This window comes from Mesorhizobium argentiipisi (SeqCode) (assembly GCF_037179585.1).
GTDB classification, from domain to species: domain Bacteria; phylum Pseudomonadota; class Alphaproteobacteria; order Rhizobiales; family Rhizobiaceae; genus Mesorhizobium; species Mesorhizobium argentiipisi.
The window spans coordinates 412837-433511 of record NZ_JAPYKO010000002.1; the positions used below are offsets into that span (position 1 = coordinate 412837).

General features: G+C 64.7%; 17 protein-coding genes. 3 read left to right on the top strand and 14 right to left on the bottom strand.

Annotation, left to right across the window (positions count from 1 at the left end; genetic code table 11):
- Positions 1–17 precede the first annotated feature (17 nt).
- The 3 genes from O7A05_RS04910 to O7A05_RS04920 all read left to right on the top strand — a co-directional run bounded on the left by O7A05_RS04910 (position 18) and on the right by O7A05_RS04920 (position 3497).
- A complete protein-coding gene (locus tag O7A05_RS04910; RefSeq protein ID WP_337091843.1) occupies positions 18–602 on the top strand; it encodes an SCO family protein in 585 nt (194 codons plus the stop codon).
- Positions 603–681: 79 nt separating this feature from the next.
- Positions 682–1554: a 50S ribosomal protein L11 methyltransferase gene (locus tag O7A05_RS04915; RefSeq protein WP_337091844.1), complete on the top strand. Its 873-nt coding sequence runs from the start codon at positions 682–684 to the stop codon at positions 1552–1554.
- A 98-nt stretch (positions 1555–1652) separates the two neighbouring features.
- Positions 1653–3497 carry an aminopeptidase P family protein gene (locus O7A05_RS04920; RefSeq protein WP_337091845.1) on the top strand — a complete coding sequence of 615 codons (1845 nt, stop codon included), beginning with the start codon at positions 1653–1655 and terminating at the stop codon, positions 3495–3497.
- 126 nt (positions 3498–3623) lie between these two features.
- Here O7A05_RS04920 and O7A05_RS04925 read toward each other — a convergent pair whose 3' ends face one another.
- From O7A05_RS04925 to murG, 14 genes are all read right to left on the bottom strand, one after another.
- A complete protein-coding gene (locus O7A05_RS04925) occupies positions 3624–3920 on the bottom strand; it encodes an AzlD family protein (RefSeq protein ID WP_337091847.1) in 297 nt (98 codons plus the stop codon).
- Positions 3917–4645: an AzlC family ABC transporter permease gene (locus tag O7A05_RS04930; RefSeq protein ID WP_337091848.1), complete on the bottom strand. Its 729-nt coding sequence runs from the start codon at positions 4643–4645 to the stop codon at positions 3917–3919. The genes O7A05_RS04925 and O7A05_RS04930 overlap by 4 nt, the downstream gene beginning before the upstream one ends.
- 197 nt (positions 4646–4842) lie before the next feature.
- A complete protein-coding gene (locus O7A05_RS04935; protein ID WP_337091849.1) occupies positions 4843–5535 on the bottom strand; it encodes a DUF2461 domain-containing protein in 693 nt (230 codons plus the stop codon).
- Positions 5535–7742: an NAD-dependent DNA ligase LigA gene (gene ligA / locus O7A05_RS04940; RefSeq protein ID WP_337091850.1), complete on the bottom strand. Its 2208-nt coding sequence runs from the start codon at positions 7740–7742 to the stop codon at positions 5535–5537. Before ligA ends, O7A05_RS04935 begins: the two co-directional genes overlap by 1 nt.
- A 134-nt stretch (positions 7743–7876) precedes the next feature.
- A complete protein-coding gene (recN, locus tag O7A05_RS04945) occupies positions 7877–9550 on the bottom strand; it encodes a DNA repair protein RecN (RefSeq protein ID WP_337091851.1) in 1674 nt (557 codons plus the stop codon).
- An 8-nt stretch (positions 9551–9558) separates the two neighbouring features.
- Positions 9559–10428, bottom strand: a complete 870-nt coding sequence (locus O7A05_RS04950) for an outer membrane protein assembly factor BamD (RefSeq protein WP_337091852.1) — start codon at positions 10426–10428, stop codon at positions 9559–9561.
- A 201-nt stretch (positions 10429–10629) separates the two neighbouring features.
- Positions 10630–11577, bottom strand: coding sequence for a UDP-3-O-acyl-N-acetylglucosamine deacetylase (gene lpxC, locus O7A05_RS04955; protein ID WP_337091853.1), 948 nt, complete (start codon positions 11575–11577; stop codon positions 10630–10632).
- A gap of 398 nt (positions 11578–11975) precedes the next feature.
- Complete coding sequence (gene ftsZ, locus O7A05_RS04960) at positions 11976–13637, bottom strand: cell division protein FtsZ (protein WP_337091854.1); 1662 nt, start codon at positions 13635–13637, stop codon at positions 11976–11978.
- Positions 13638–13705: 68 nt separating this feature from the next.
- On the bottom strand, positions 13706–15013 hold the full coding sequence (gene ftsA, locus O7A05_RS04965; RefSeq protein ID WP_337091855.1) for a cell division protein FtsA: 1308 nt from the start codon (positions 15011–15013) through the stop codon (positions 13706–13708).
- Positions 15010–15954, bottom strand: a complete 945-nt coding sequence (locus O7A05_RS04970; protein WP_337091856.1) for a cell division protein FtsQ/DivIB — start codon at positions 15952–15954, stop codon at positions 15010–15012. Before O7A05_RS04970 ends, ftsA begins: the two co-directional genes overlap by 4 nt.
- Positions 15942–16868, bottom strand: a complete 927-nt coding sequence (locus O7A05_RS04975; protein ID WP_320252598.1) for a D-alanine--D-alanine ligase — start codon at positions 16866–16868, stop codon at positions 15942–15944. Before O7A05_RS04975 ends, O7A05_RS04970 begins: the two co-directional genes overlap by 13 nt.
- A gap of 313 nt (positions 16869–17181) precedes the next feature.
- Entirely contained in the window at positions 17182–18147 is a 966-nt protein-coding gene (gene murB / locus O7A05_RS04980; RefSeq protein WP_337091857.1) for a UDP-N-acetylmuramate dehydrogenase, read from the bottom strand.
- On the bottom strand, positions 18144–19550 hold the full coding sequence (gene murC / locus O7A05_RS04985) for a UDP-N-acetylmuramate--L-alanine ligase (RefSeq protein WP_337091858.1): 1407 nt from the start codon (positions 19548–19550) through the stop codon (positions 18144–18146). Before murC ends, murB begins: the two co-directional genes overlap by 4 nt.
- Positions 19547–20671 (bottom strand): undecaprenyldiphospho-muramoylpentapeptide beta-N-acetylglucosaminyltransferase, encoded by a 1125-nt coding sequence (gene murG / locus O7A05_RS04990; RefSeq protein ID WP_337091860.1) that lies wholly within the window; start codon positions 20669–20671, stop codon positions 19547–19549. Before murG ends, murC begins: the two co-directional genes overlap by 4 nt.
- Between the last annotated feature and the right edge of the window lie 4 nt (positions 20672–20675).

Genomic DNA, 20675 nt, shown 5'->3' on the forward strand with positions numbered 1-20675 from the left:
GCGACGGACATTCACTGATGATGCGTTCCATCCTGATCGGCATTCTCGTCCTGATGGCGGCGGGCATCGGCTGGCTGACATTCGACTGGTACCGGGGCCATTATGGCGGCGCGCCCTTCGGCGCGCCCTTCACGCTGGTCGACCAGAAAGGCGCGCCGATCACCGAATCCACCTTCAGGGGCCACCCCAGCGTGGTGTTCTTCGGCTTCACCCACTGCCCGGAAGTCTGCCCGACGACCTTGTTCGAGCTGGCCGGCTGGCTGAAGACGATGGGCGACAGCGGCAAGAACCTCAACGCCTATTTCGTCACCGTCGATCCGGAGCGCGACACGCCGGAGACAATGAACACCTATGTCAGCAACTTCTCCGACCGCATCACCGGCATCACCGGCGATCCGGACAAGGTGCACGCCATGGCCAAGGCCTTCGGCATCTACTGGAAGAAGGTCGACACCGGCGACGGCGACTACACGATGGACCACACGGCCTCGGTGCTGCTGCTCAATGCCAAGGGCGATTTCGCCGGCACCATCGCCTATGGCGAGAGCGCCGACACCGCGATAGCCAAGCTGAAGCGGCTGGCTGCCGGCGGCCAAACATGATCCCGAACCGAAGGTCAGCGAACGCAAAAAGTGGGAACCGATTTTCGGAAAAGATCATGTTCGGACAAGAATCTTTCTGATGGGGCAAACCAGACTCCATCTTACCGCCAACAAGCTCGAGGCCGACCGCATCTTCGCGGCGCTGGACGCAGCGTTCGAGGATGACGGCCTGCCGATCGCCGTGCTGGAGCTCGACGAGGAAAAAGATATCCACGAAGTGTCGCTCTATGCCGATGGCGAGGTCGATCCCGTCGAGGCGCGGGTCAGGGATATCCTCGCCGGTCTCGGCCTGCCGAAGCTTGTCGAGCGCGAGGTCCTTCCCGACGTGGACTGGGTATCGCGCTCGCTGGAAGGCCTGAAGCCGGTCCGCGCCGGCCGCTTCTTCGTCCACGGCTCGCACGACCGGGCCAAGCGCCGCAGCGGCGATCTCGCTATCGAGATCGAGGCGGGTCTGGCATTCGGCACCGGCCATCACGGCACCACTGCCGGCTGCCTCGAAGTGCTGGAACAGGTGGTGCTGCGCGAGCGGCCGCGCAATGCGCTCGACCTCGGCACCGGCAGCGCGGTGCTCGCGATTGCGCTGGCCAAGCTCGCGCATATCCCGGTGCTGGCGACCGACATCGATCCGGTCGCCGTCCGCGTCGCCGCCGCCAATGCCCGCCTCAACCACGTCAAGGCGTTGGTCGAGACGGTGACGGCGCCCGGCTTCCATCATCCGATCTTCGCCAGGCGCGCGCCTTTCGACCTCATCGTCGCCAACATCCTGGCCCGGCCGCTGATGCGGCTGGCGCCCGAAATGGCCAAACACATCAGGCTCGGCGGCTCGCTGGTGCTCTCCGGCATCCTCGACCGCCAGCGCGACGCGGTGATCTCGGCCTATGTCGGCCAAGCCTTCCGCTACGTGCGTACCTTGCATCGCGAGGGCTGGGTGACCATCCACCTCAAGCGCTGAGGCCGGATTGCATCCAGCCGATCTGGCCCTGCCGAAATCGATTCCGGTTTTCAAGATCATGCGCTACGGTCGCCGCAAGCCATTCGAGGGAGCCAGAAATGTTCCAGACCTTTGATTCCGCTGGTGATCCGGCCGTCGGCAAGCCGCGTGTGGCGCTGCTGCGGCAATGGCTGGCCGAGAATGGCCTGGATGGCTTCATGGTGCCGCGCGCGGACGAGCACCAGGGCGAATATGTCGCCGACCGCTCGGCGCGGCTGAAGTGGCTAACCGGCTTTTCCGGTTCGGCCGGGGTCGCGTTCGTGCTGCGTGACCGCGCCTTCATCTTCGTCGATGGCCGCTACACGCTGCAGGTGCGGAGCGAGGTCGATCTTTCGATCTTCGCCGTCGAAAGCCTCATCGACAATCCGCCAGCCTCCTGGATCAAGGACAATCTCGGCAAGGGCGCAAGGCTCGGCTTCGACCCCTGGCTGCACACGATCGGTGAGATCAAGGCGCTGAAGGCATCGGCCGAGCAATCCGGCGCGACATTGGTGCCGCTCGACAAGAATCCCATCGACATCATCTGGAAGGACCAGCCGGAACCGCCGCGCGCGCCCGTCGAGATCCATCCGCAAAATCTTGCCGGAGAGCTGGCGAAGGACAAGCTCAAGCGGCTGGCAGGCGCGATCGAAAAGGATGGCGCCACCCATGCGGTGCTGACCGATCCTTCCTCGATTGCCTGGGCCTTCAACATCCGTGGCGGCGACGTGCCGCATACGCCGCTGGCGCTCGGCTTTGCCATCCTCGCCGCCGACGGCAAGCATCAGCTGTTCATGGACCAACGCAAATTCCCGCGCCAGGTCGCGGCCTATCTCACCCAGCTCGCCGACCTGCATGATCCAGGTGAATTCGAAGCCGCGATCATTGAGCTCGCCAAGGGCGGCGCGAAAATCGCGCTGGATCCGGTTCTGGCGGCGGAGAAGCTCCGCATGCTGGTCGAGGGCAATGGCGGCGCGGTCATCCTGGCCGCCGACCCGGCGCGTATTCCGCGCGCGACCAAGAACCAGGCCGAGATCGCCGGCAGCCGCGCGGCGCATCGCCGCGACGGTGCCGCGGTCGCTAGGCTGCTGTGCTGGCTCGATCGCCAGAAGCCCGGCACGCTGGACGAAATCGTCGTCGTCACCAAGCTTGAGGAGGTGCGCCGCCAGACCGGAGAAGAAACGCAGATGCCGCTGCGCGACGTCTCCTTCGACACGATTTCCGGCGCGGGCCCGAACGGCGCGATCATGCACTACCGCGTATCGCGCGCCACCAGCCGCAAGCTTGAGAGCGGCGAGCTGTTCCTGCTCGATTCCGGCGGGCAGTATCAGGACGGCACGACCGACATCACCCGCACCGTGCCGATCGGCCAGCCGACCGAGGAGATGCGCGAGCGCTTCACCCTGGTGCTGAAGGGCATGATCGCCATCTCGACGCTGCGTTTCCCCGCCGGCACGCGCGGTTCGGAGATCGACGCCGTTGCCCGCGTGGCGCTATGGAAGCATGGCTGCGACTTCGCCCACGGAACCGGCCACGGCGTCGGCTCCTACCTTGCCGTGCATGAAGGGCCGCAGCGCATCGCCCGTACCGGCACCGAAAAGCTGCTGGCCGGCATGATGCTGTCCAACGAGCCGGGCTATTACAAGGAAGGCGCCTACGGCATCCGCATCGAGAACCTGATCCTGGTCACGCCGGCGGAGCAGATCGAAGGCGGCGACATCGCGATGCACGGCTTCGAAACGCTGACGCTGGCGCCGATCGACAAGCGGCTCATCCGCACCGATCTGCTGCACCGGGACGAGTTGCAGTGGCTCGACCGCTATCATGCCCGGGTGCTGACCGAGATCGGCCCGATGGTCGACGGCGAAACGCTGGCCTGGCTGGAAAAAGCTACAGCGCCGCTGCCGCACGATGCCAAGATCTGAGATAAGCATCTTTTTCCCCGTTCACGAGGAGAAATGCCCGGTTCACCCTCCGTAGCCGCAGCGAAGGATGGGCAGGGCAATGAGAGGCAGCGCCGACGATCCGAAACGATCGCGCTGGCAGAGGCCCTACCCAACGAATTGGCGCGCGACGATCAGCACCGCCGCGCCAGCCAAAAATATCGCCATCAGGCCGCTGCGCAGCGATACCAGCACAGTGACGATCAGCGCCGCCCATTCGGCCGGTCCGGCATGCAGCAGTTCCGGCGCGACGAGCGTCGTCAGCACGGCGGCCGGCACGGCGTTGAGGCCGGCCTCGACGCGCGGATGGATCGTCTCGAAGCGCGAGATGACGAGGTGGCCGCCGACCCGGGTCAGATAGGTGGCGACGGCGCCGGCAAGGATGATCCAGAAGGTCGTGCTCATGGCCGCTTGCCCACGCCGCTGTGATGCGGCGGCAGGATCACCGCCAGGAGGATGCCGGCGACCGCGCCGATCGAGACATGCCAGGGCGAGCCGACGGTTCGATAAGCGATGATCGAGGCGACGGCGCTGGCCGCGACGACAGGGCCCCAGAGCGGCCGCTTGCGGAAGCCAAGCACCAGGCCGAGGAAATAAATCGGCAAAAGGAAATCGATGCCCAGCGCATGCGTGTCGGGGATCATCTTGCCGAACACCGCGCCCAATCCGCTTTCGATCACCCAGAACACATAGACCGGCAAGCCGAGCCCCAGGTACCAGACGAAGCCGACGGGACGGCCGGACTCGGCCCTTGCCTCGGCGATGGCGAATTGCGGGTCGGTCAGGATGAAATAGCCGGCGGCCTGCTGCAGCAGCGGCCAATGCGCGATGCGCCTGCCGATGCCGGCCGAATAAAGCACATGGCGGAAATTTACCGCGAAGATCGACAGCACGATCAACCACGGCGCGACATGCTGGCCGAACAGCTCGATGCCGACCATCTGGCTCGCGCCGCCGTAGATCATGGCGCTCATCAGGAACGCCTCGATCACCGAGAAACCATTGTCGACAGCGATCGCGCCGAACAGGATCGCGAACGGCGCCGAGGCGACGACGACCGGCATCGAAAGCCGCACGCCGTCCCAGAAATCGCTGCCGGTCCCGCTCTCAGAGATTGCTTCCGCTGCCATGCGCCGCTCCTCGTGCATGTCGCCCAGAAGTGCGCAGCGGTTCTGGGACAACGAACTGCATCAACAAAAAGACTAAAGCGCGTCGCCTGGATTCGTTCAGCGCGACGCGCTTTAAGAGCGGCTTCATTTAGGGAGCGTCGTCTCCAATGTCACACCAATTCGCTTGACCCAGCGATCAGCGGAACTGATCGCGGGGGTTAGGCCTTGACGGCCGTCCCCTGGATCGCCCTGCCCCAGTCGAGCAGCGGCTTGGCGCCAAGCGTGAAGTCGACGAGATCATCGATCAGCGCCGGCGAATGGATCGTCGCCGGATCGATGTCGTGCCGGACCACGAAATGCCGGCTCCGCACCGCCTGGGCGAGATCCTCGTCACTGACATCCTCGAAACCGCGCGGCGCCCGCTTTAGGCGGTCTTCTGCATCGAGCTCCAGGCCGGCCTTCTTGAGCGATGCGACCATGGCGCGGAACGCGGCCGGCCTGGTCACGATCGCTTTGCGCATCGCCTGCAGCAGTTCAGGCGCCGGCTGCCACCAGGCGACACCGGCAAAGCAGCGCTCAAGTCCGATATGCACATAGAAGACGCCCTGGTCCATCTTGGTGCCGTCGGGCGACAGGATCGCAGACAGATGCCGGTTGTAGGGTCGCTTGTCCTTTGAGAAGCGTACGTCGCGATTGATGCGGAAAAGCGACCTCTTGCGGTCGCCGCGCAAGCCGAGCTTGGCCGCTTCGAAACGCTCTGTGAGCGTCTCGACGAGATCGCAGAACGGCCCATGCAACTCGCTGTCGAAGAGGTCGCGGTTCTCCTGGAACCACTCGCGGCTCTGGTGGAAGTCGAGCGCCTTCAGGAACGGAATGGCCTTCTGCCCGAACCCCTTGAACGCGCCCGCCATCAGCCGCCCCTGCCGATGCGCTGCAGCCAGGTATCCTCGTCGATCACCTCGATGCCGAGATCGCTCGCAACTTTCAGCTTCGCGCCGGCGCCCGGACCCGCCACCACAAGGTCGGTCTTGGCCGAAACCGAGCCCGCCACCTTGGCGCCGAGCCGCTCCGCCATCGCCTTGGCTTCCGAACGCGTCATCTTTTCCAGCGAGCCGGTGAACACAACCGTCTTGCCGGAGACTTCGCTGCCGGCTGAGATTTCCACGACATAGGGTTTCGGATGAACCTGCGCGAGCAAGGCGTCCAGCACGTCGTCATTGCGCTCATTGCCGAAGAAGTCACGCAACGCGTTGATCACCGTGTCGCCGATGCCGTTGATCGATGGGAAGACGCTGTGCGGATCCTCCGCTTTGGCCGTTTCCTTGCCGATGCGGATCAGTTCCTCGATGGTCGAGAACTGGCGGGCAAGCACGGCGGCCGTCGTCTCGCCGATATGGCGGATGCCGAGCGCGAAGATGAAGCGGTCGAGCTCCGGTTCGCGGCGCGCGTCGATGGCGGCGAACAATTTGTCGAGGCCTTCATAGTTGCGCTCCTCGACGCTGCGCACGTTCTTGCGCGCCTTGCCCGAGGCTTCCTCGCGCAGCCTCGCCTGCTCTTCGCGCCGGCCCGCCAGCGCCTTGGTGACGGCCGGGCGGCGATCCTTCAGCGTGAAGATATCGGCGGCGGTCTTCACCAGCCCCGAATTGAAGAATAGGTCGATGTTCTCCGCGCCGAGGCCTTCGATATCGAGCGCACCGCGCGACACGAAGTGGCGCAGTCCTTCGACCGCCTGCGCGGCGCAGATCAGTTCACCGGTGCAGCGCCGCCGCGAATCCTCCTTGCCCGTCTTCTCGTTGATCTCGCGCGTCGCCGGCGAGCCGCAGACCGGGCAGGTATGCGGGAATTCGTAAGGCACGGCATTGGCCGGCCGCTTGTCGATGACGACGCTGACGATCTGCGGGATGACATCCCCTGCCCGCTGGATCACCACCGTGTCGCCGATGCGCACGTCGATGCCGTCCCGGATGGGCTGGCCGTTGCTGTCGAAGCCTTTGATGTAGTCTTCGTTGTGCAGCGTGACGTTCTCGACCACCACGCCCCCGACCGTGACCGGCGCAAGCCGCGCCACCGGGGCCAGCGTGCCGGTGCGGCCGACCTGGATGTCGATCCTCTCGACCGTCGTCATCGCCTGCTCGGCGGGGAATTTGTGGGCGACCGCCCAGCGCGGCTCGCCGGTCACGAAACCCCAGCGGCGCTGCAGCTCAAGCTGGTCGACCTTGTAGACGACGCCGTCTATGTCGTAGCCGAGCGAGGAGCGCTGCTCCTCGATCCGGTGGTAGTGCGCGATAAGTTCGTCGATCGATTTCGCCCGCACCATCAGCGGGCTGACCTTGAAGCCCCATTCCTTGAACTTCTGCACGGAATCGAACTGCGTCGGCGCGGGGTCCGCTGTCGTGTAGCCCCAGGCATAGGCAAAGAACTTCAGATTGCGGCTGGCGGTGACCGACGGATCCTTCTGGCGCAGCGAGCCGGCCGCCGTGTTGCGCGGATTGACGTAATCCTGGCCGCCGACAGCCGCCGAGCGCTGTTTCAGCGCTTCGAATTCGGCATAAGTCATGTACACCTCGCCGCGGATCTCGATGATTTCCGGCCAGCCCGAACCCTGCAACTTCTTCGGAATGTCGGCGATGGTTTTCAGATTGGCGGTGATATCCTCGCCGACGGCGCCGTCGCCGCGCGTCGCGCCCTGCACGAACACGCCGTTCTCGTAGCGCAGCGAAGCCGACAGCCCGTCGATCTTCGGCTCGGCCGTGAAGGCGATGTCGAGGTCCTTGTCGCGGTCGAAGAAACGCCGGCCGCGCTCGATGAAATCGGCGACGTCCTGATCGGTATAGGCCTTGGCCAGGCTGAGCATCGGCACCGCGTGCCGCACCTTGGCAAAGCCTTCTGCCGGCGGAGCGCCGACCCGGCGCGACGGCGAATCCTCGCGTACGAGATCGGGAAAGCGCTCTTCGATAGCGAGGTTGCGTCTTGCCAGCGCGTCATATTCGGCGTCCGAGATCGTCGGCGCGTCCTCGGTGTGATAGCGCCGGTCGTGATCGGCGATCTCCGCCGCGAGCCGCTTCAGCTCCTCCGCGGCCTCGCCTTCGCTCAGCGATTCGACTGGTTTTTCCGACATGAAACGCGGTCCTCGAATTATGGCGGGCCACTATAAATCAGGATTCGCTGCGAGGGAGTCGGATTGCGAAGAAATCATTGCTGAACAGCGGGATGCAGCCATCTGCTGACTCAGCCTGCCAGCGTCCGGAAATCTTAAGCTGCCGCAGTGTTCTCGCGCAGCAACCTCTCGGCAGCGGCGCGCGCTTCATCGGTGATGACGGCGCCGGCCAGCATGCGCGCGATTTCTTCCTGGCGCGCGGCGCGGTCCATTTCGGCGATCCCGGTGGCGACACGGTCCTTGCCGCCGGATTTCGAGATCAGGAAATGCGTCGCGGCGCGTGCCGCAACCTGCGGCGCATGCGTAACCGAAAGCACCTGCACCCGCTTCGACAGCCGCGCCAGCCGCTGGCCGATGGCGTCTGCCACCGCGCCGCCGACGCCGGTATCGATTTCGTCGAAGACCAGGGTCGGCGCCGAGCCGCGATCGGCCAACGCCACCTTCAGCGCCAAAAGGAAGCGCGAAAGCTCGCCGCCCGAGGCGACCTTCATCATCGGGCCCGGCCTGGTGCCTGGATTGGTCCGCACCCAGAATTCGACCTGGTCGATGCCCTCTTCCATGCGGTTTTCGGCATCGCTTTCCATCTCGACGATGAACTCGGCCCGTTCGAGCTTGAGCGCCGGCAGCTCCGCCATCACCGCTTTGGTCAGTCCCGCCGCCGCCGCATGGCGCAGCGATGACAGCTGCGCGGCGGAAATGTCGTAGGCTTCGCGTCCGGCGGCAGCCTGCTTTTCCAGCGCATGCAGCCGCTCCTCGCCGGCATCGAGATCGGCAAGATCGGCCACCATCGTGTCGCGCAGCTGCGCCAGGTCGTCGACCGCGACATTGTGCTTGCGCGAGGCGGCGCGCAGCGCAAACAACCGCTCCTCCGCCTTCTCCAGCCGCTCCGGATCATATTCGGTGGCGCGAAGCGCAGCTTCCACGCCGGATTGGGCCGCATCGAGTGAGATCATCGCCTCGTCGAGCGATTTCACCACGTCGTCGAGCAGCCCGGGCGCTTCGCTGGACTTGCGCTGCAACCGCCGCAGCAGGCTAGCAAGCTGTGGCAGCGGCGAGGATGGTCCCGACAGAACATCCTGTGCATCATGGATCTCGGCGGCGATCTTTTCCACGCGCATCATCGTCGCGCGCAGTTCTGCAAGCTCAGTCTCCTCGCCCGGCTGCGGATCGAGTTTTGCAAGCTCGGCGACGGAAGCGCGCAGATAATCGGCCTCACGCGCCGCAGCCTCGACCCTGGCGCGATGCCGGGAAAGCTCCTGCTCGCAGTTTCGCCAGTAGCGCCAAGCCTCGCCCGCGCCGCGCGCGGCGCCCAGATGACCACCGAAACTGTCCAGCAATTCGCGATGCGCGCCGGGATCAACCAGGGCACGCTCGTCATGCTGGCCGTGGATCTCGACCAGCGCGCGGCCGACATCGCGCATCAGCGTGACGCTGGAAGGCTGGTCGTTAACGAAGACGCGCGTGCGGCCGTCGGCCGTCTGCACGCGGCGCAGGATGATGTCGCCATCGTCCTCGATGTCGTTGTCGGCGAGCAGCGCACGCGCCGGGTGGTTGCGCGGCACGTCGAACACGGCAATGACCTGGCCTTGCGCGGCGCCGTGGCGCACGAGCGATGCATCCCCGCGCGCGCCGAGCGCCAGCGACAACGCGTCGAGCAGGATGGATTTGCCGGCGCCGGTTTCGCCGGTCAGCACCGAAAGTCCAGGCAGGAAATCGATGTCCAGCTTTTCGATCAGGACGATATCGCGGATCGACAGTCTGGACAGCATCGCAAGCTTCAGGCGCCGGTGATCAGTTTCCCGGCCTTGGAGATCCACGATCCGGCATTTTCGCGCGGCTCAAGCCCGTTGCTCTGCAGGAGCTTGTAGGAATCCTTGTACCACGGGCTGTCCGGATAATTGTGACCAAGCACCGCCGCGGCCGTCTGCGCTTCCGAGGTCAGGCCCATCGCATAATAGGACTCGGTCAGGCGCGCGAGCGCCTCCTCGACATGGCGGGTGTTGGAATAGTTTTCGACCACGGTGCGGAACCGCTTTACGCCGGCGATGTATTCGCGGCGCTCGAGATAATAGCGGCCGATCTGCATCTCCTTGCCGGCAAGCTGGTCGTTGGCGAAGCGGATCTTGTCCTTGGCGTCGGCGACATATTCGGAGTTCGGCCAGCGCGTCACCAGATCCTGCATGGTCTGAATGGTCTGGCGCGCTTCCTTCTGGTCCTGCGTGACGTCCTTGATCTGGCGGTAGTAGCTCAAGCCGATGATGTATTGCGCGTAGGCGGCGTCGTCGGTCGAAGGATAAAGCGTCAAATAGCGTTTCGCGGTTCCGATCGCCTCGTCGTAATTGCCGGCGCGATAATCGGCGAAAGCGCCCATCACCATCGATTTGCGCGCGAATTCCGAATAGGGATGCTGGCGGTCGACGGCGTCGAACTTCTTGCTGGCCTCATCGAGGCGGCCGGCATTCATATTGGCCAGGCCCTGATTGTAGAGAACGTCGGCCGGTTCGGTCTGGTCGACATAGGTCGCCAGGTTGACATCCTTCTCGGAGGACATGCAGGCCGACAGCACGAGCGCGGGAGCAACCACCGACAGCGCCAGCAAAACACCCCGACGCGGCGCTACCGATTGACCAACTCGCGAAAAAAACATGTTTGGATTCCGCCCCTTCGGCGTCGTTTCGGTCCGGGCCGAAGCCATAAACCATTATCCCCTTGCCCGGCAACGCTATGTCCGGCCAATCGCACATTTTTGTGGCGGGCTGACGCTACGCCGGAGGTTGTGCAATTTCAGCGATTCGTGATGCAATCATGCAACACAAGCCGCCCTACAAAACCAGAAAACGGTTAAAAATCAGATCACCCAAGGTGCGTAGACCGGCCGGCTGATGGCGATCATCTCGGCGACGCGGCCGCGCTCGCGGCGCCTCGTCTCGACGATCTCGAAGGCCGTGTGGTCGGAAAGCAGCCGGCGCAACGCAGACGCGTTCATCCGGTGGCCGCCGCGATAGGATCGGAAACAGCCGATGAAGCGCGCGCCGGCCAGCGCCAGGTCGCCCATCGCATCGAGCGTCTTGTGGCGGGCGAATTCATTGGGGTAGCGCAGCCCGCCGACATTGATGACGCGGTTGTCGTCGCCGATGACCAGCGAGTTTTCCAGCGACGAGCCGAGCGCGTAGCCGGCGGCCCAAAGCCGTTCGACATCCTTCATGAAACCGAAGGTCCGCGCCCGCGCGATGTCGCGGCGGAAGATGTCGGGATTGATGTCGGAGGCGAATTGCTGGCGGCCGATCGCCGGGCTTTCGAAATCGATCTCGACCTCGAATCGCGTGCCGTCATAGGGGCGGAATTCCGCCCAGGATGCGCCGGCTTCCACGCGCACCGGCTTGACGATGCGGATATAGCGGCGCTTCACCGCCAGCGTCTCGATGCCGGCCTGGTCGATGGCTTCGACGAAAGCCGTGGCGCTGCCGTCGAGTATCGGGACTTCCGAACCGTCGATCTCGATAATGAGATTGTCGATGCCGAGGCCGAACACCGTCGCCATCAGATGCTCGACAGTGCCGATATGCTCGCCCGCCGGATCGCCGAGCATGGTGCAAAGATCGGTGGCGCCGACTTCCGCGACCAGGGCACGGAACTCGCGGGGCTGGCCGCCATTCGAAAGATGGAAGACGATGCCCGTATCGGCGTCGGCCGGCAGGAAATGAACGGTGACGGTTTTGCCGCTATGGACGCCGATGCCAGCCAGCATCGCGCGCGATTTCACTGTCGTCTGATAGTCGTGCAAGAGTAACCCCATAGCCCCAAATGCCTGCGTCCGCTCTATCGGCCTTGGGTATCTTGCAGCCAGGTGATGGCCTGGCGCTCGCATAGGATGCGGCAAAATAAGCAAGAGCGTGCGGCTCTGTGTGATCGGCAGGCTGGGCTACTCCCCGAATCCCGGCAAACCGACTTTAGTCCGTGGCGAAGATAATGGCCCGCCTTGGAGACTCCAAATCACGGTTTCTTACCCTGTGTAACTGCGGGATTTTGTCAAAAGCGGCTCATAAGCCGTTGTTTTTCAACAATTTTACAAAAGCAACAGGCAGACGGTTTCTCGCCTGCCTGTTAATAACCGTTATATATCGTTAACGATCAGCGTTACGCTGTATCGACGATCGGCGGCCGCCGCATCGCGATCGGCGGCCGCCGTATCGATCAGTTGGCCTGGCGGCGCAGGAAGGCCGGGATTTCCAGCTGGTCGTCTTCCTGGACCGTGCGGGCCTGCGGTGTCAGCCGGCCCTGGTCGTCGAGCTGGCCGCGGCGCGGCGCGTAGAGCTGCGGGTCCTGGCTGGCGAGACGGCGCATCTCGGGCGCGGCCTGGCGCAGCTTCGGCTCGCGCGGCTGCGCCGGCTGCAGCCGGGCCGGCTCTTCCTCGCGGCGGGTAAGGCCGTTGGTCAGCCGCTTGATCAGCCCCATCGGACCGCTGTTCTCGTGGTCCGCGGGCCGGCTCTTGGCTTCGACCTCGGCCCTCACCACCGGCGGAAAGTCTTCCACGCGCGGCATGCGCTGCGGGGCCGCGGCCACCGGCTGCGGCATCTCGCGCTGCGGCGCGGGCTGCTGCATGACCTGCTGCGGCACCACGGGCTGCGGCTGCGGCTGGGCTGGCGGGGCCTGGAAGATCTTGCTCTGCGGCCGGAAATCGTCGACCGGCGCGGGGCGCGGCTGCGCCATGGCGGCGGCGTTCGCCTCGGCAAGCTGGATCGCTTCCGCGACCGGATCGACCGCGCGCGGCTCGTAGGCCTGCGGCTGAACCGGAGCGGGGCGGATTTCGGCAACCGGAGCCGCCGCCGGACGGGCGGCCGGCTTCTGCGGCGCGCGGATCGAGATCGGCGCAGCCGCGATGTCGGCCGCCGACTTGTCGATGCCGGTGGCGACGACCGACACGCGGATCACGCCTTCCAGTTCCTCGTCGAAGGTGGCGCCCAGGATGATGTTGGCGTCCTGGTCGACCTCCTCCCGTATGCGGGTGGCTGCCTCGTCCACCTCGAACAGGGTCAGGTCGCGGCCGCCGGTGATCGAGATCAGCAGGCCCTTGGCGCCCTTCATCGAGGTTTCGTCGAGCAGCGGGTTGGCGATGGCGGCTTCAGCGGCGGCCATCGCGCGGCCCTCGCCCGAAGCCTCGCCCGTGCCCATCATCGCCTTGCCCATCTCGCGCATTACCGAACGGACGTCGGCGAAGTCGAGATTGATCAGGCCTTCCTTGACCATCAGGTCGGTGATGCAGGCAACGCCTGAGTAGAGCACCTGGTCGGCCATGGCGAAGGCGTCGGCGAAGGTGGTCTTGTCATTGGCCAGCCGGAACAGGTTCTGGTTGGGGATGACGATCAGCGTGTCGACGCATTTCTGCAGTTCCTCGATGCCCATGTCGGCCGTCTTCATGCGGCGCTGGCCCTCGAAATGGAACGGCTTGGTGACGACGCCGACGGTGAGGATGCCCTTCTCGCGCGCGGCGCGGGCAACGACCGGAGCAGCACCCGTGCCGGTGCCGCCGCCCATGCCGGCGGTGACGAAGCACATATGGGTGTTGGAGAGGTGATCGATGATCTCGTCGATGCACTCTTCCGCCGCCGCGCGGCCGACTTCCGGCTGCGAGCCGGCGCCGAGGCCTTCGGTGACATGCGCGCCGAGCTGGATCAGCCGCTCGGCCTTCGACATCGTCAGCGCCTGCGCGTCGGTGTTCGCCACCACGAACTCGACGCCGCGCAGGCCGGCTGTGATCATGTTGTTCACGGCATTGCCGCCGCCGCCGCCGACACCGAACACGGTGATGCGGGGCTTGAGCTCGGTGATGTCCGGCTTCTGCAGATTGATGGTCATTGTCTCCGTCCTTTGCCTTTCCCGCCGCCTCGCCGCTGCGGCCGCCTATGGGGCTGTCCCCGTCAAATTTAAAAACTGTCTCTCAACCACTGACTCATGCGATGCAGTTTTCCGCCTGTTCCGGTCATCCTGAAACCGGAAAGTCCTTTCGCCGAATGGCTCTCGAAGCTCGCCATCTGCGGATAGATCATCAGTCCGACCGAGGTCGAGAACGCCGGTCCCTTGGCCGCTTCCGGCAGGCCTGCGACGCCGAGCGGCCGGCCGATACGCACATTGCGCCCGAGAATGCGGCGCGCCGCTTCCGGCAGGCCGGCGAGCTGGCTGGCGCCGCCGGTGAGCACGACCCGCTTGCCGACGGCATTGCCGTAGCCGGACCTGTTCAGCCGGTCGCGCAGAAGCTCCAGCGTCTCGTCGATGCGAGCGCGGATGATGCGCGTCATCACCGAACGCGGGATCTGCAGCGGTATATCGCCTTCCTCGCCGATCGGCTGGATCGAGACGAGGTCGCGGTCGTCGGCGCTGCCGGGCAGCGCCGAGCCATGCATCACCTTCAGCCGCTCCGCGGCGTCGAGCGAGGTCGACAGGCCCTTGGCCATATCGAGCGTCACATGGTTGCCGCCGATGGCGATGGCGTCGCCATGCACGAACTTGCCTTCCGCGAAGACCGAAATGGTCGTCGTGCCGCCGCCCATGTCGATGCAGGCGGCGCCCATCTCGAGCTCGTCATCGACCAGCGAGGCAAGCCCGCTGGCATAGGGCGTCGCCACCATGCGTTCGACCGACAGATGCGAGCGGTTGATGCAAAGCTCGAGGTTGCGCATCGGTGCTGCGTCGCCCGTCAGCACATGCATGTCGACGCCAAGCGCATCGCCCACCATGCCGCGCGGATCGCGCATGCCGCGCTCGGCGTCGAGCGAGAAGCCGACCGGCAGCGAATGGACCACCTCGCGCTCGGCCCGCAGCGCCTGCTTGGCGCCGGCGGCGAGAACGCGCTTGATGTCGACTTCCTCGACCTGATGACCGCCGAGATTGATCGTCGCCGAGAAGGCTTCGCTCTTCAGCCGGCCGGCCGTCATGTTGACGATGAGGGAGTCGACCGTGAGCCCTGCCATGCGCTCGGCCGCATCAACGGCAAGCCGGATGGCATGCTCGGCGCGGTCGAGATCCACCACCACGCCCGACTTCACGCCTTGCGATTTCTGGTGGCCGATGCCGATCACCTGGATGCGGTGCGAGCGTCCGCGCAGGAGCTTGCCGTCCTCGTTCGGCTTGAGCTTCGCCACAACGCAGCAAACCTTGCTGGAGCCGATATCGAGCACCGTGAGCGTGCCCGACCGGCGCGAAGATGCGTCACCGCTGCCGCCAAGCCAGCTCATATCTTCGTCTCCGCCTTGCGCTTGGCCAGGTTCTTCGGCTTGTCGCTGAGCGCGGCTTCGCGCTGCGTCGCCGCTTCCGGCGAGAGCTCCACGACCAGCCGGTCGGAGAGCCGCATGTCGACGGCGGCGATGTCGCGCGTCAGCAACCCGTTGTCATGGTCGATCTTGACGAGTTCGGCGATCGCCTGGTCCTCGTCGTCTTCCGGCAGCTTGACTGTGATGCCGTTCTCAAGCCTCAGGTCCCAGCGCCGCTCGCCGACACGGATGTAACCTTTGACCCGCGCCGCGAGCTCGGGATAGCGCTTGATCTTGTCGAGAAAGGCCGGCGCCATCGCCGGCGCGCCCGCGCCGATGATCAGAGGAAGCAGCGCCTGCCTGCCGCCCGAGAACGGCGCGATCACCTCGCCCGACCGCTCGATGACCGAGACCGAAGCGCCCTGCTGCCAGAGCGCGAAGGGCTCGCGTTCCTCGATGCGCACTTCCAGCGTATGCGGGTAGATCTTGCGCACCGCCGCGCCCTCGACCCAGGGCAGCGTCGCGATGCGCTCGCGCGCGGCCTCGGCATCGAAGCCGATCAGCGAGGTCCAGCCGTCGAGGCCGAGCCGGTCCAGCACATCGATCTCGGAGGTCTGGCGGTTGCCGACCACCTTGATCTGGTCGACGGCAAAGCCGGTGCGGGCCGTGATGCCCTGCACGATGCTGTCGCCATAGCCGCCGAGATAGGCGCCATAGGCGCTGCTCGATGCGATCAGCGCGGCAGAAAGGATCGCCGCCGAAAAGCGCGGCGCCTCATACTCGCCGCCGCACAGGCGCGCCAGCACGCGCATCGGTCGACGGAGCTGACGCGGCAGCACGAAACGGTCGAATGACAGCGAGATGCCGAACAGCGCGAAACCAGCCGCACCGCCACCATGACCCTGTCCCCACCTCAACGCAGACACGAAGCGTCCTCCACCATCCAACTCAACAAATCGCCGAACGAGTGTCCCGCTTGCGCGGCGATTTCAGGCACCAAAGACGTCGGCGTCATGCCCGGCTGAGTGTTGACCTCGAGCCAGACAACCTCGCCGTTTTCGGAGTGACGGTCGTCGTAACGGAAGTCCGATCGGGAAACGCCCCGACAACCAATGGCAAGATGAGCCTTGAGGGCCAGTGTCTGTATTTTTTGGTAAATATTCGGTGAAATTTTAGCAGGGATTTCGTGTTTTGATCCGCCGGGAACATATTTTGAATCGTAATCGTAGAAGGAATGCCCGGTCGGGATGATCTCGCAGACGCCAAGCGCCACATCGCCCATCACCGCGCAGGTCAATTCGCGCCCATGGATGTAGCGCTCGACCATGACGATCTCGCCATATTGCCATTCGGTCGAGCCGATCACCTGCGGCGGATGCGACTGCCCCTCATGCACGATGACCACGCCGAAGCTCGACCCCTCATTGACTGGCTTGACCACGTAAGGCGGCTTCATCGGATGCTTGTTCTGGACGGCGAAGCGGTTGACCACCTTCGATTCCGCGACCGGAATGCCGGACGCCTTGGCAATCTTCTTGGCCTGTTCCTTGTTCATGGCGAGCGCCGAAGCGAGCACACCCGAATGGGTGTAGGGAATTGCGAGATATTCGAGAATTCCCTGGATGGTGCCGTCCTCGCCGAACGGACCGTGCAGCGCATTGAAGGCGACATCGGGCTTGAGCTCGGCAAGCACAGCCCCGACATCGCGCGAAACATCGACACGGGTGACCTGATAGCCTTCACTCTCGAGCGCATCCGCACACGCCTTCCCCGAGGACAGAGACACGGGCCGCTCCGAGGAGAATCCACCCAGGAGGACAGCCACATGCTTCTTCTTCATTCCCGTCATCCCCTCTCACGCCGGGCCTGCAACCGATATTCCCACATCGCATTTCCGTACATTGAGTCCGAGTCTTCCGGCAGGTTGCCCCCCCAGATGGAAAACGCGGCTGAACGCGTCGAACGACTCAAATCAGGAAACGCTTTAGAGCAGAGAATCAGAGAGTTGATTCGCTGGCAAGTACCTATGATTCCGAGAGATTCACTTTCCGCGAAAACAGCCGCAAAAAGTGAATTGTGAGTCTTTAAGGCAACGGTTTCGCGGCCGATTCAGATCGCTGGAAGTTCAAGCATCACATGAACTTAAGCCCAAGCTAAAGAAGCTGGCCAAGAAACTCTTGCACCGCATGGCCAGGCCTGAAATTGCCGAGGCGCTTGATCTCCCAGTGCAGCCGGATGCCGGAATTCTCGAGCACGCGCGCCCGCACCGTTTCGCCGAGATATTCGAGGTCGTAGCCGGTGGCCGTGCCGGTGTTGATCATGAAGTTGCAGTGCATCGGCGACATCTGCGCGCCGCCGATCATCAGCCCGCGGCAGCCCGCCTTGTCGATTTCCTTCCAGGCCGAGGTGCCTTCCGGATTCTTGAAGGTCGAGCCGCCGGTCTTCTCCCTGATTGGCTGCACCGTCTCGCGATGGTTCTGCACGGCATCCATCGCCGTCTTGATCGCCGCCTTGTCTTCCGCAAACCCTTCGAAAATGGCCGAGGTGAAGATCAGTCCGGCGGGCGCCGACGAATGGCGATAGGCATAGCCCATATCGGCGTTGCTCAGCGTATGGAGATTGCCCTTGCGGTCCAGCGCCCTCACCTCGACGACCCGCTCGCGCGTTTCGACGCCGTTGGCCCCGGCATTCATCCTGAGCGCGCCGCCAATGGCGCCGGGAATGCCGTGGTAGAAATGGAAGCCGCCGATGCCGGCTTCGTAAGCCACCGCGGCGACCCGCTTGTCCGGCGTCGCCGCTCCTGCCTTGATCGTGGTTGGCCCGGTGGCCTCGGCCTCGCCAAAACCCTTGGCCGAGAGCCTGACGACGAAACCAAGAATGCCGCCGTCGCGCACCAGAAGGTTGGAGCCGACACCGACCACAGTGACCGGTATCTCTTCCGGCACGGCGCGCAGGAAGGCGGCGAGGTCTTCCTCGTCGGCCGGCTGGAACAGCGCCTCCGCCAGGCCACCGGCCCGGAACCAGGTGATCTTGTCCATCTCGCCGTTCGGCGTGATGCGGCCGCGCAGGCCGGAAAGCTTGTCGCCGAATTTATCGATCAGGTCCTGGCCGCGCATCATGACGGCGTCCCACCAAGTTCCTTGGGCAGCGAATAGGCCCATTGCGTGATGTTGCCGGCGCCGAGGAAGACGACGAAATCGCCGGGCTTGGCAAGCTCGCGAATGGCGGGCGCGATTGCTGCCTGGCCATCGATATAGCGTGCGTCGCGGTGCCCGCCGGAGCGGATGCGCGACACCAACGCATCTGAAGTCACGCCTTCGATGGGTTCCTCGCCGGCCGCGTAGACCGGCGCCACCATGACCGTGTCGGCGTCGTTGAAGCAGACCGAGAATTCCTCGAAGAGGTCGTGCAGCCGGGTGAAACGATGCGGCTGCGCAATGGCGATCACCCGCCCCTTGGTCGCGCTGCGCGCGGCCTTCAGCACCGCCGCTATCTCGACCGGGTGGTGGCCGTAGTCGTCGAATACCTCCACGCCGTTCCACGAGCCCGTACGGGTGAAACGCCGCTTGACGCCGGCGAAGGACGAAAGGCCCTTTTTGATCGCCTCGGCCGAGAGGCCAAGCTCATGCGCCACCGCGATCGCCGCCGTCGCGTTGGAGACGTTATGCCGGCCGGGCATCGGCAGGCGCAGGTCATTTATCGAAGTCGTGCCCCGCCCCTTGCGATCGCGGATGACGATATCGAATTCGGAAATCGCGCCTTGCATGCGATGATTGGTGAAGCGCACGTCGGCCTGCGCGTTCTCGCCATAGGTGATGACGCGCCGGTCCTCGATACGGCCGACCAGCGCCTGCACTTCCGGATGGTCGGTGCACATCACGCCGAAGCCGTAGAACGGTACGTTCTCGACGAACTGACGGAACGCTTCGCGCACCTTGTCGAAGCTGCCATAGTGGTCGAGATGCTCGGGATCGATGTTGGTAACGACGGCGATGTCGGCCGGCAGTTTCAGGAAGGTGCCGTCGCTCTCGTCGGCTTCGACCACCATCCACTCGCCATCGCCCATGCGCGCATTGGTGCCGTAGGCGTTGATGATGCCGCCATTGATGACGGTCGGGTCGAGCCCGCCGGCCTCGAGCAGCGTCGCCACCATCGAGGTGGTCGTCGTCTTGCCATGCGTGCCGCCGATGGCGACCGCCTGGCGGAAACGCATCAGTTCGGCCAGCATCTCGGCCCGGCGCACGATCGGCAAAAGCTTCTCGCGCGCGGCCTTGAGCTCGGGGTTGGACTTCTTGATCGCGGTCGAAACGACCACGACTTCGGCATCGCCGACATTCTCGGCCTTGTGGCCGACGAAGCATTCGATGCCCTTGTCGCGCAGCCGCTGCACATTGGCGCCGTCGGCCTGGTCGGATCCCTGCACCTTGTAGCCCAGATTGTGCAGCACCTCGGCGATGCCGCTCATGCCGATGCCGCCGATGCCGATGAAATGCACAAGGCCGATCGTCTGCGGCATCTTCATGGGCGCGTCCTCCTGTAGTCCGAAACCGTTTTGCCGGACGCAATAGCCTCTGTCAGATCGGCGAGCAACCGCGCCGCGTTCGGTTTCCCGGCCGAGCGGGCGGCTGCGGCCATGGTCGCCAGCCGGTTCGGGTCCTTGACCAGCCCGCCGACGAGTTCGGCGATCCGCTCCGCCGACAGCGTCGACTGCGGATGGAGCTCTGCCCCGCCGGCGGCGGCAAGGGCTGCCGCATTCGCCGCCTGGTCGTGGTCGAGGGCGTGCGGATAAGGCACCAGCAATGCTGGCCGCCCGATGACAGCGATTTCCGAAACCGTCGAGGCCCCGGAACGCGACATCACCAGATGTGCCGCCCCGATGCGCGCCGCCATGTCGGTGAAGAAGGGTGAAACCTGGACGTCGACGCCGAGATCGGCATAGGCCGCCTTCACCCGCGCCACATCCTCGGCGCGCGCCTGCTGGGTGATCACCAGCCGCTTGCGCAGGTCTTGCGGCAGCAGCGCGATCGCCGCAGGCACGGCATCGGAAAAGAACTGCGCGCCCTGGCTGCCGCCAAACACCAGGAAGCGGAACGGTTCGCCCTCGTTAGATGCCAGATACTGCGTCTTCGCTGCTTCGAGTATCTGCGGCCTGACCGGATTGCCGGTGATCACGGTCTTTGCGCCGACGGCGCTCGCCCCTTCCGGCAGGAAGCCGCCGGCTATCGCGTCGACGCGGCCGGCGAGCGCCTTGTTGGCGCGGCCCATGACGGCGTTCTGCTCATGGATCAGCGTCGGCACTCTTCGCCTTGTCGCCGCATAGAGCGGCGGCAGCGTCGGATAGCCGCCGAAGCCGACGACCGCCTCCGGCTTGATCCTGGCGATCACCCGGCTGGTCTCCCGCACGCCCTGCCAGATTTTCCAGAAGGCCGAGAGCATGGCGACCGGGTTCTTCGAACCCAGCGTGGCCGAGGGGATCGTGTGAATGTCGGCTGCCGGGAAATGACGGGAATAGCGCTCGGCGCGATGGTCGGTGGCAAGATGCACCTTCCAGCCGCGGTCGATCAACTCATGCGCCAGCGCCTCGGCCGGAAACAGATGTCCGCCCGTTCCACCGGCCGCAAGCAGTATGACACCCTTCGCCATCCTG

What these genes read in the sequence shown, in the direction of transcription:
- O7A05_RS04910 (WP_337091843.1), top strand. Translation starts at nt 18, where the DNA reads ATGATGCGTTCCATCCTGATCGGCATTCTCGTCCTGATGGCGGCGGGC.
- O7A05_RS04915 (WP_337091844.1), top strand. Translation starts at nt 682, where the DNA reads ATGGGGCAAACCAGACTCCATCTTACCGCCAACAAGCTCGAGGCCGAC.
- O7A05_RS04920 (WP_337091845.1), top strand. Translation starts at nt 1,653, where the DNA reads ATGTTCCAGACCTTTGATTCCGCTGGTGATCCGGCCGTCGGCAAGCCG.
- O7A05_RS04925 (WP_337091847.1), bottom strand. Translation starts at nt 3,920, where the DNA reads ATGAGCACGACCTTCTGGATCATCCTTGCCGGCGCCGTCGCCACCTAT.
- O7A05_RS04930 (WP_337091848.1), bottom strand. Translation starts at nt 4,645, where the DNA reads ATGGCAGCGGAAGCAATCTCTGAGAGCGGGACCGGCAGCGATTTCTGG.
- O7A05_RS04935 (WP_337091849.1), bottom strand. Translation starts at nt 5,535, where the DNA reads ATGGCGGGCGCGTTCAAGGGGTTCGGGCAGAAGGCCATTCCGTTCCTG.
- ligA (WP_337091850.1), bottom strand. Translation starts at nt 7,742, where the DNA reads ATGTCGGAAAAACCAGTCGAATCGCTGAGCGAAGGCGAGGCCGCGGAG.
- recN (WP_337091851.1), bottom strand. Translation starts at nt 9,550, where the DNA reads ATGCTGTCCAGACTGTCGATCCGCGATATCGTCCTGATCGAAAAGCTG.
- O7A05_RS04950 (WP_337091852.1), bottom strand. Translation starts at nt 10,428, where the DNA reads ATGTTTTTTTCGCGAGTTGGTCAATCGGTAGCGCCGCGTCGGGGTGTT.
- lpxC (WP_337091853.1), bottom strand. Translation starts at nt 11,577, where the DNA reads ATGGGGTTACTCTTGCACGACTATCAGACGACAGTGAAATCGCGCGCG.
- ftsZ (WP_337091854.1), bottom strand. Translation starts at nt 13,637, where the DNA reads ATGACCATCAATCTGCAGAAGCCGGACATCACCGAGCTCAAGCCCCGC.
- ftsA (WP_337091855.1), bottom strand. Translation starts at nt 15,013, where the DNA reads ATGAGCTGGCTTGGCGGCAGCGGTGACGCATCTTCGCGCCGGTCGGGC.
- O7A05_RS04975 (WP_320252598.1), bottom strand. Translation starts at nt 16,868, where the DNA reads ATGAAGAAGAAGCATGTGGCTGTCCTCCTGGGTGGATTCTCCTCGGAG.
- murB (WP_337091857.1), bottom strand. Translation starts at nt 18,147, where the DNA reads ATGATGCGCGGCCAGGACCTGATCGATAAATTCGGCGACAAGCTTTCC.
- murC (WP_337091858.1), bottom strand. Translation starts at nt 19,550, where the DNA reads ATGAAGATGCCGCAGACGATCGGCCTTGTGCATTTCATCGGCATCGGC.
- murG (WP_337091860.1), bottom strand. Translation starts at nt 20,671, where the DNA reads ATGGCGAAGGGTGTCATACTGCTTGCGGCCGGTGGAACGGGCGGACAT.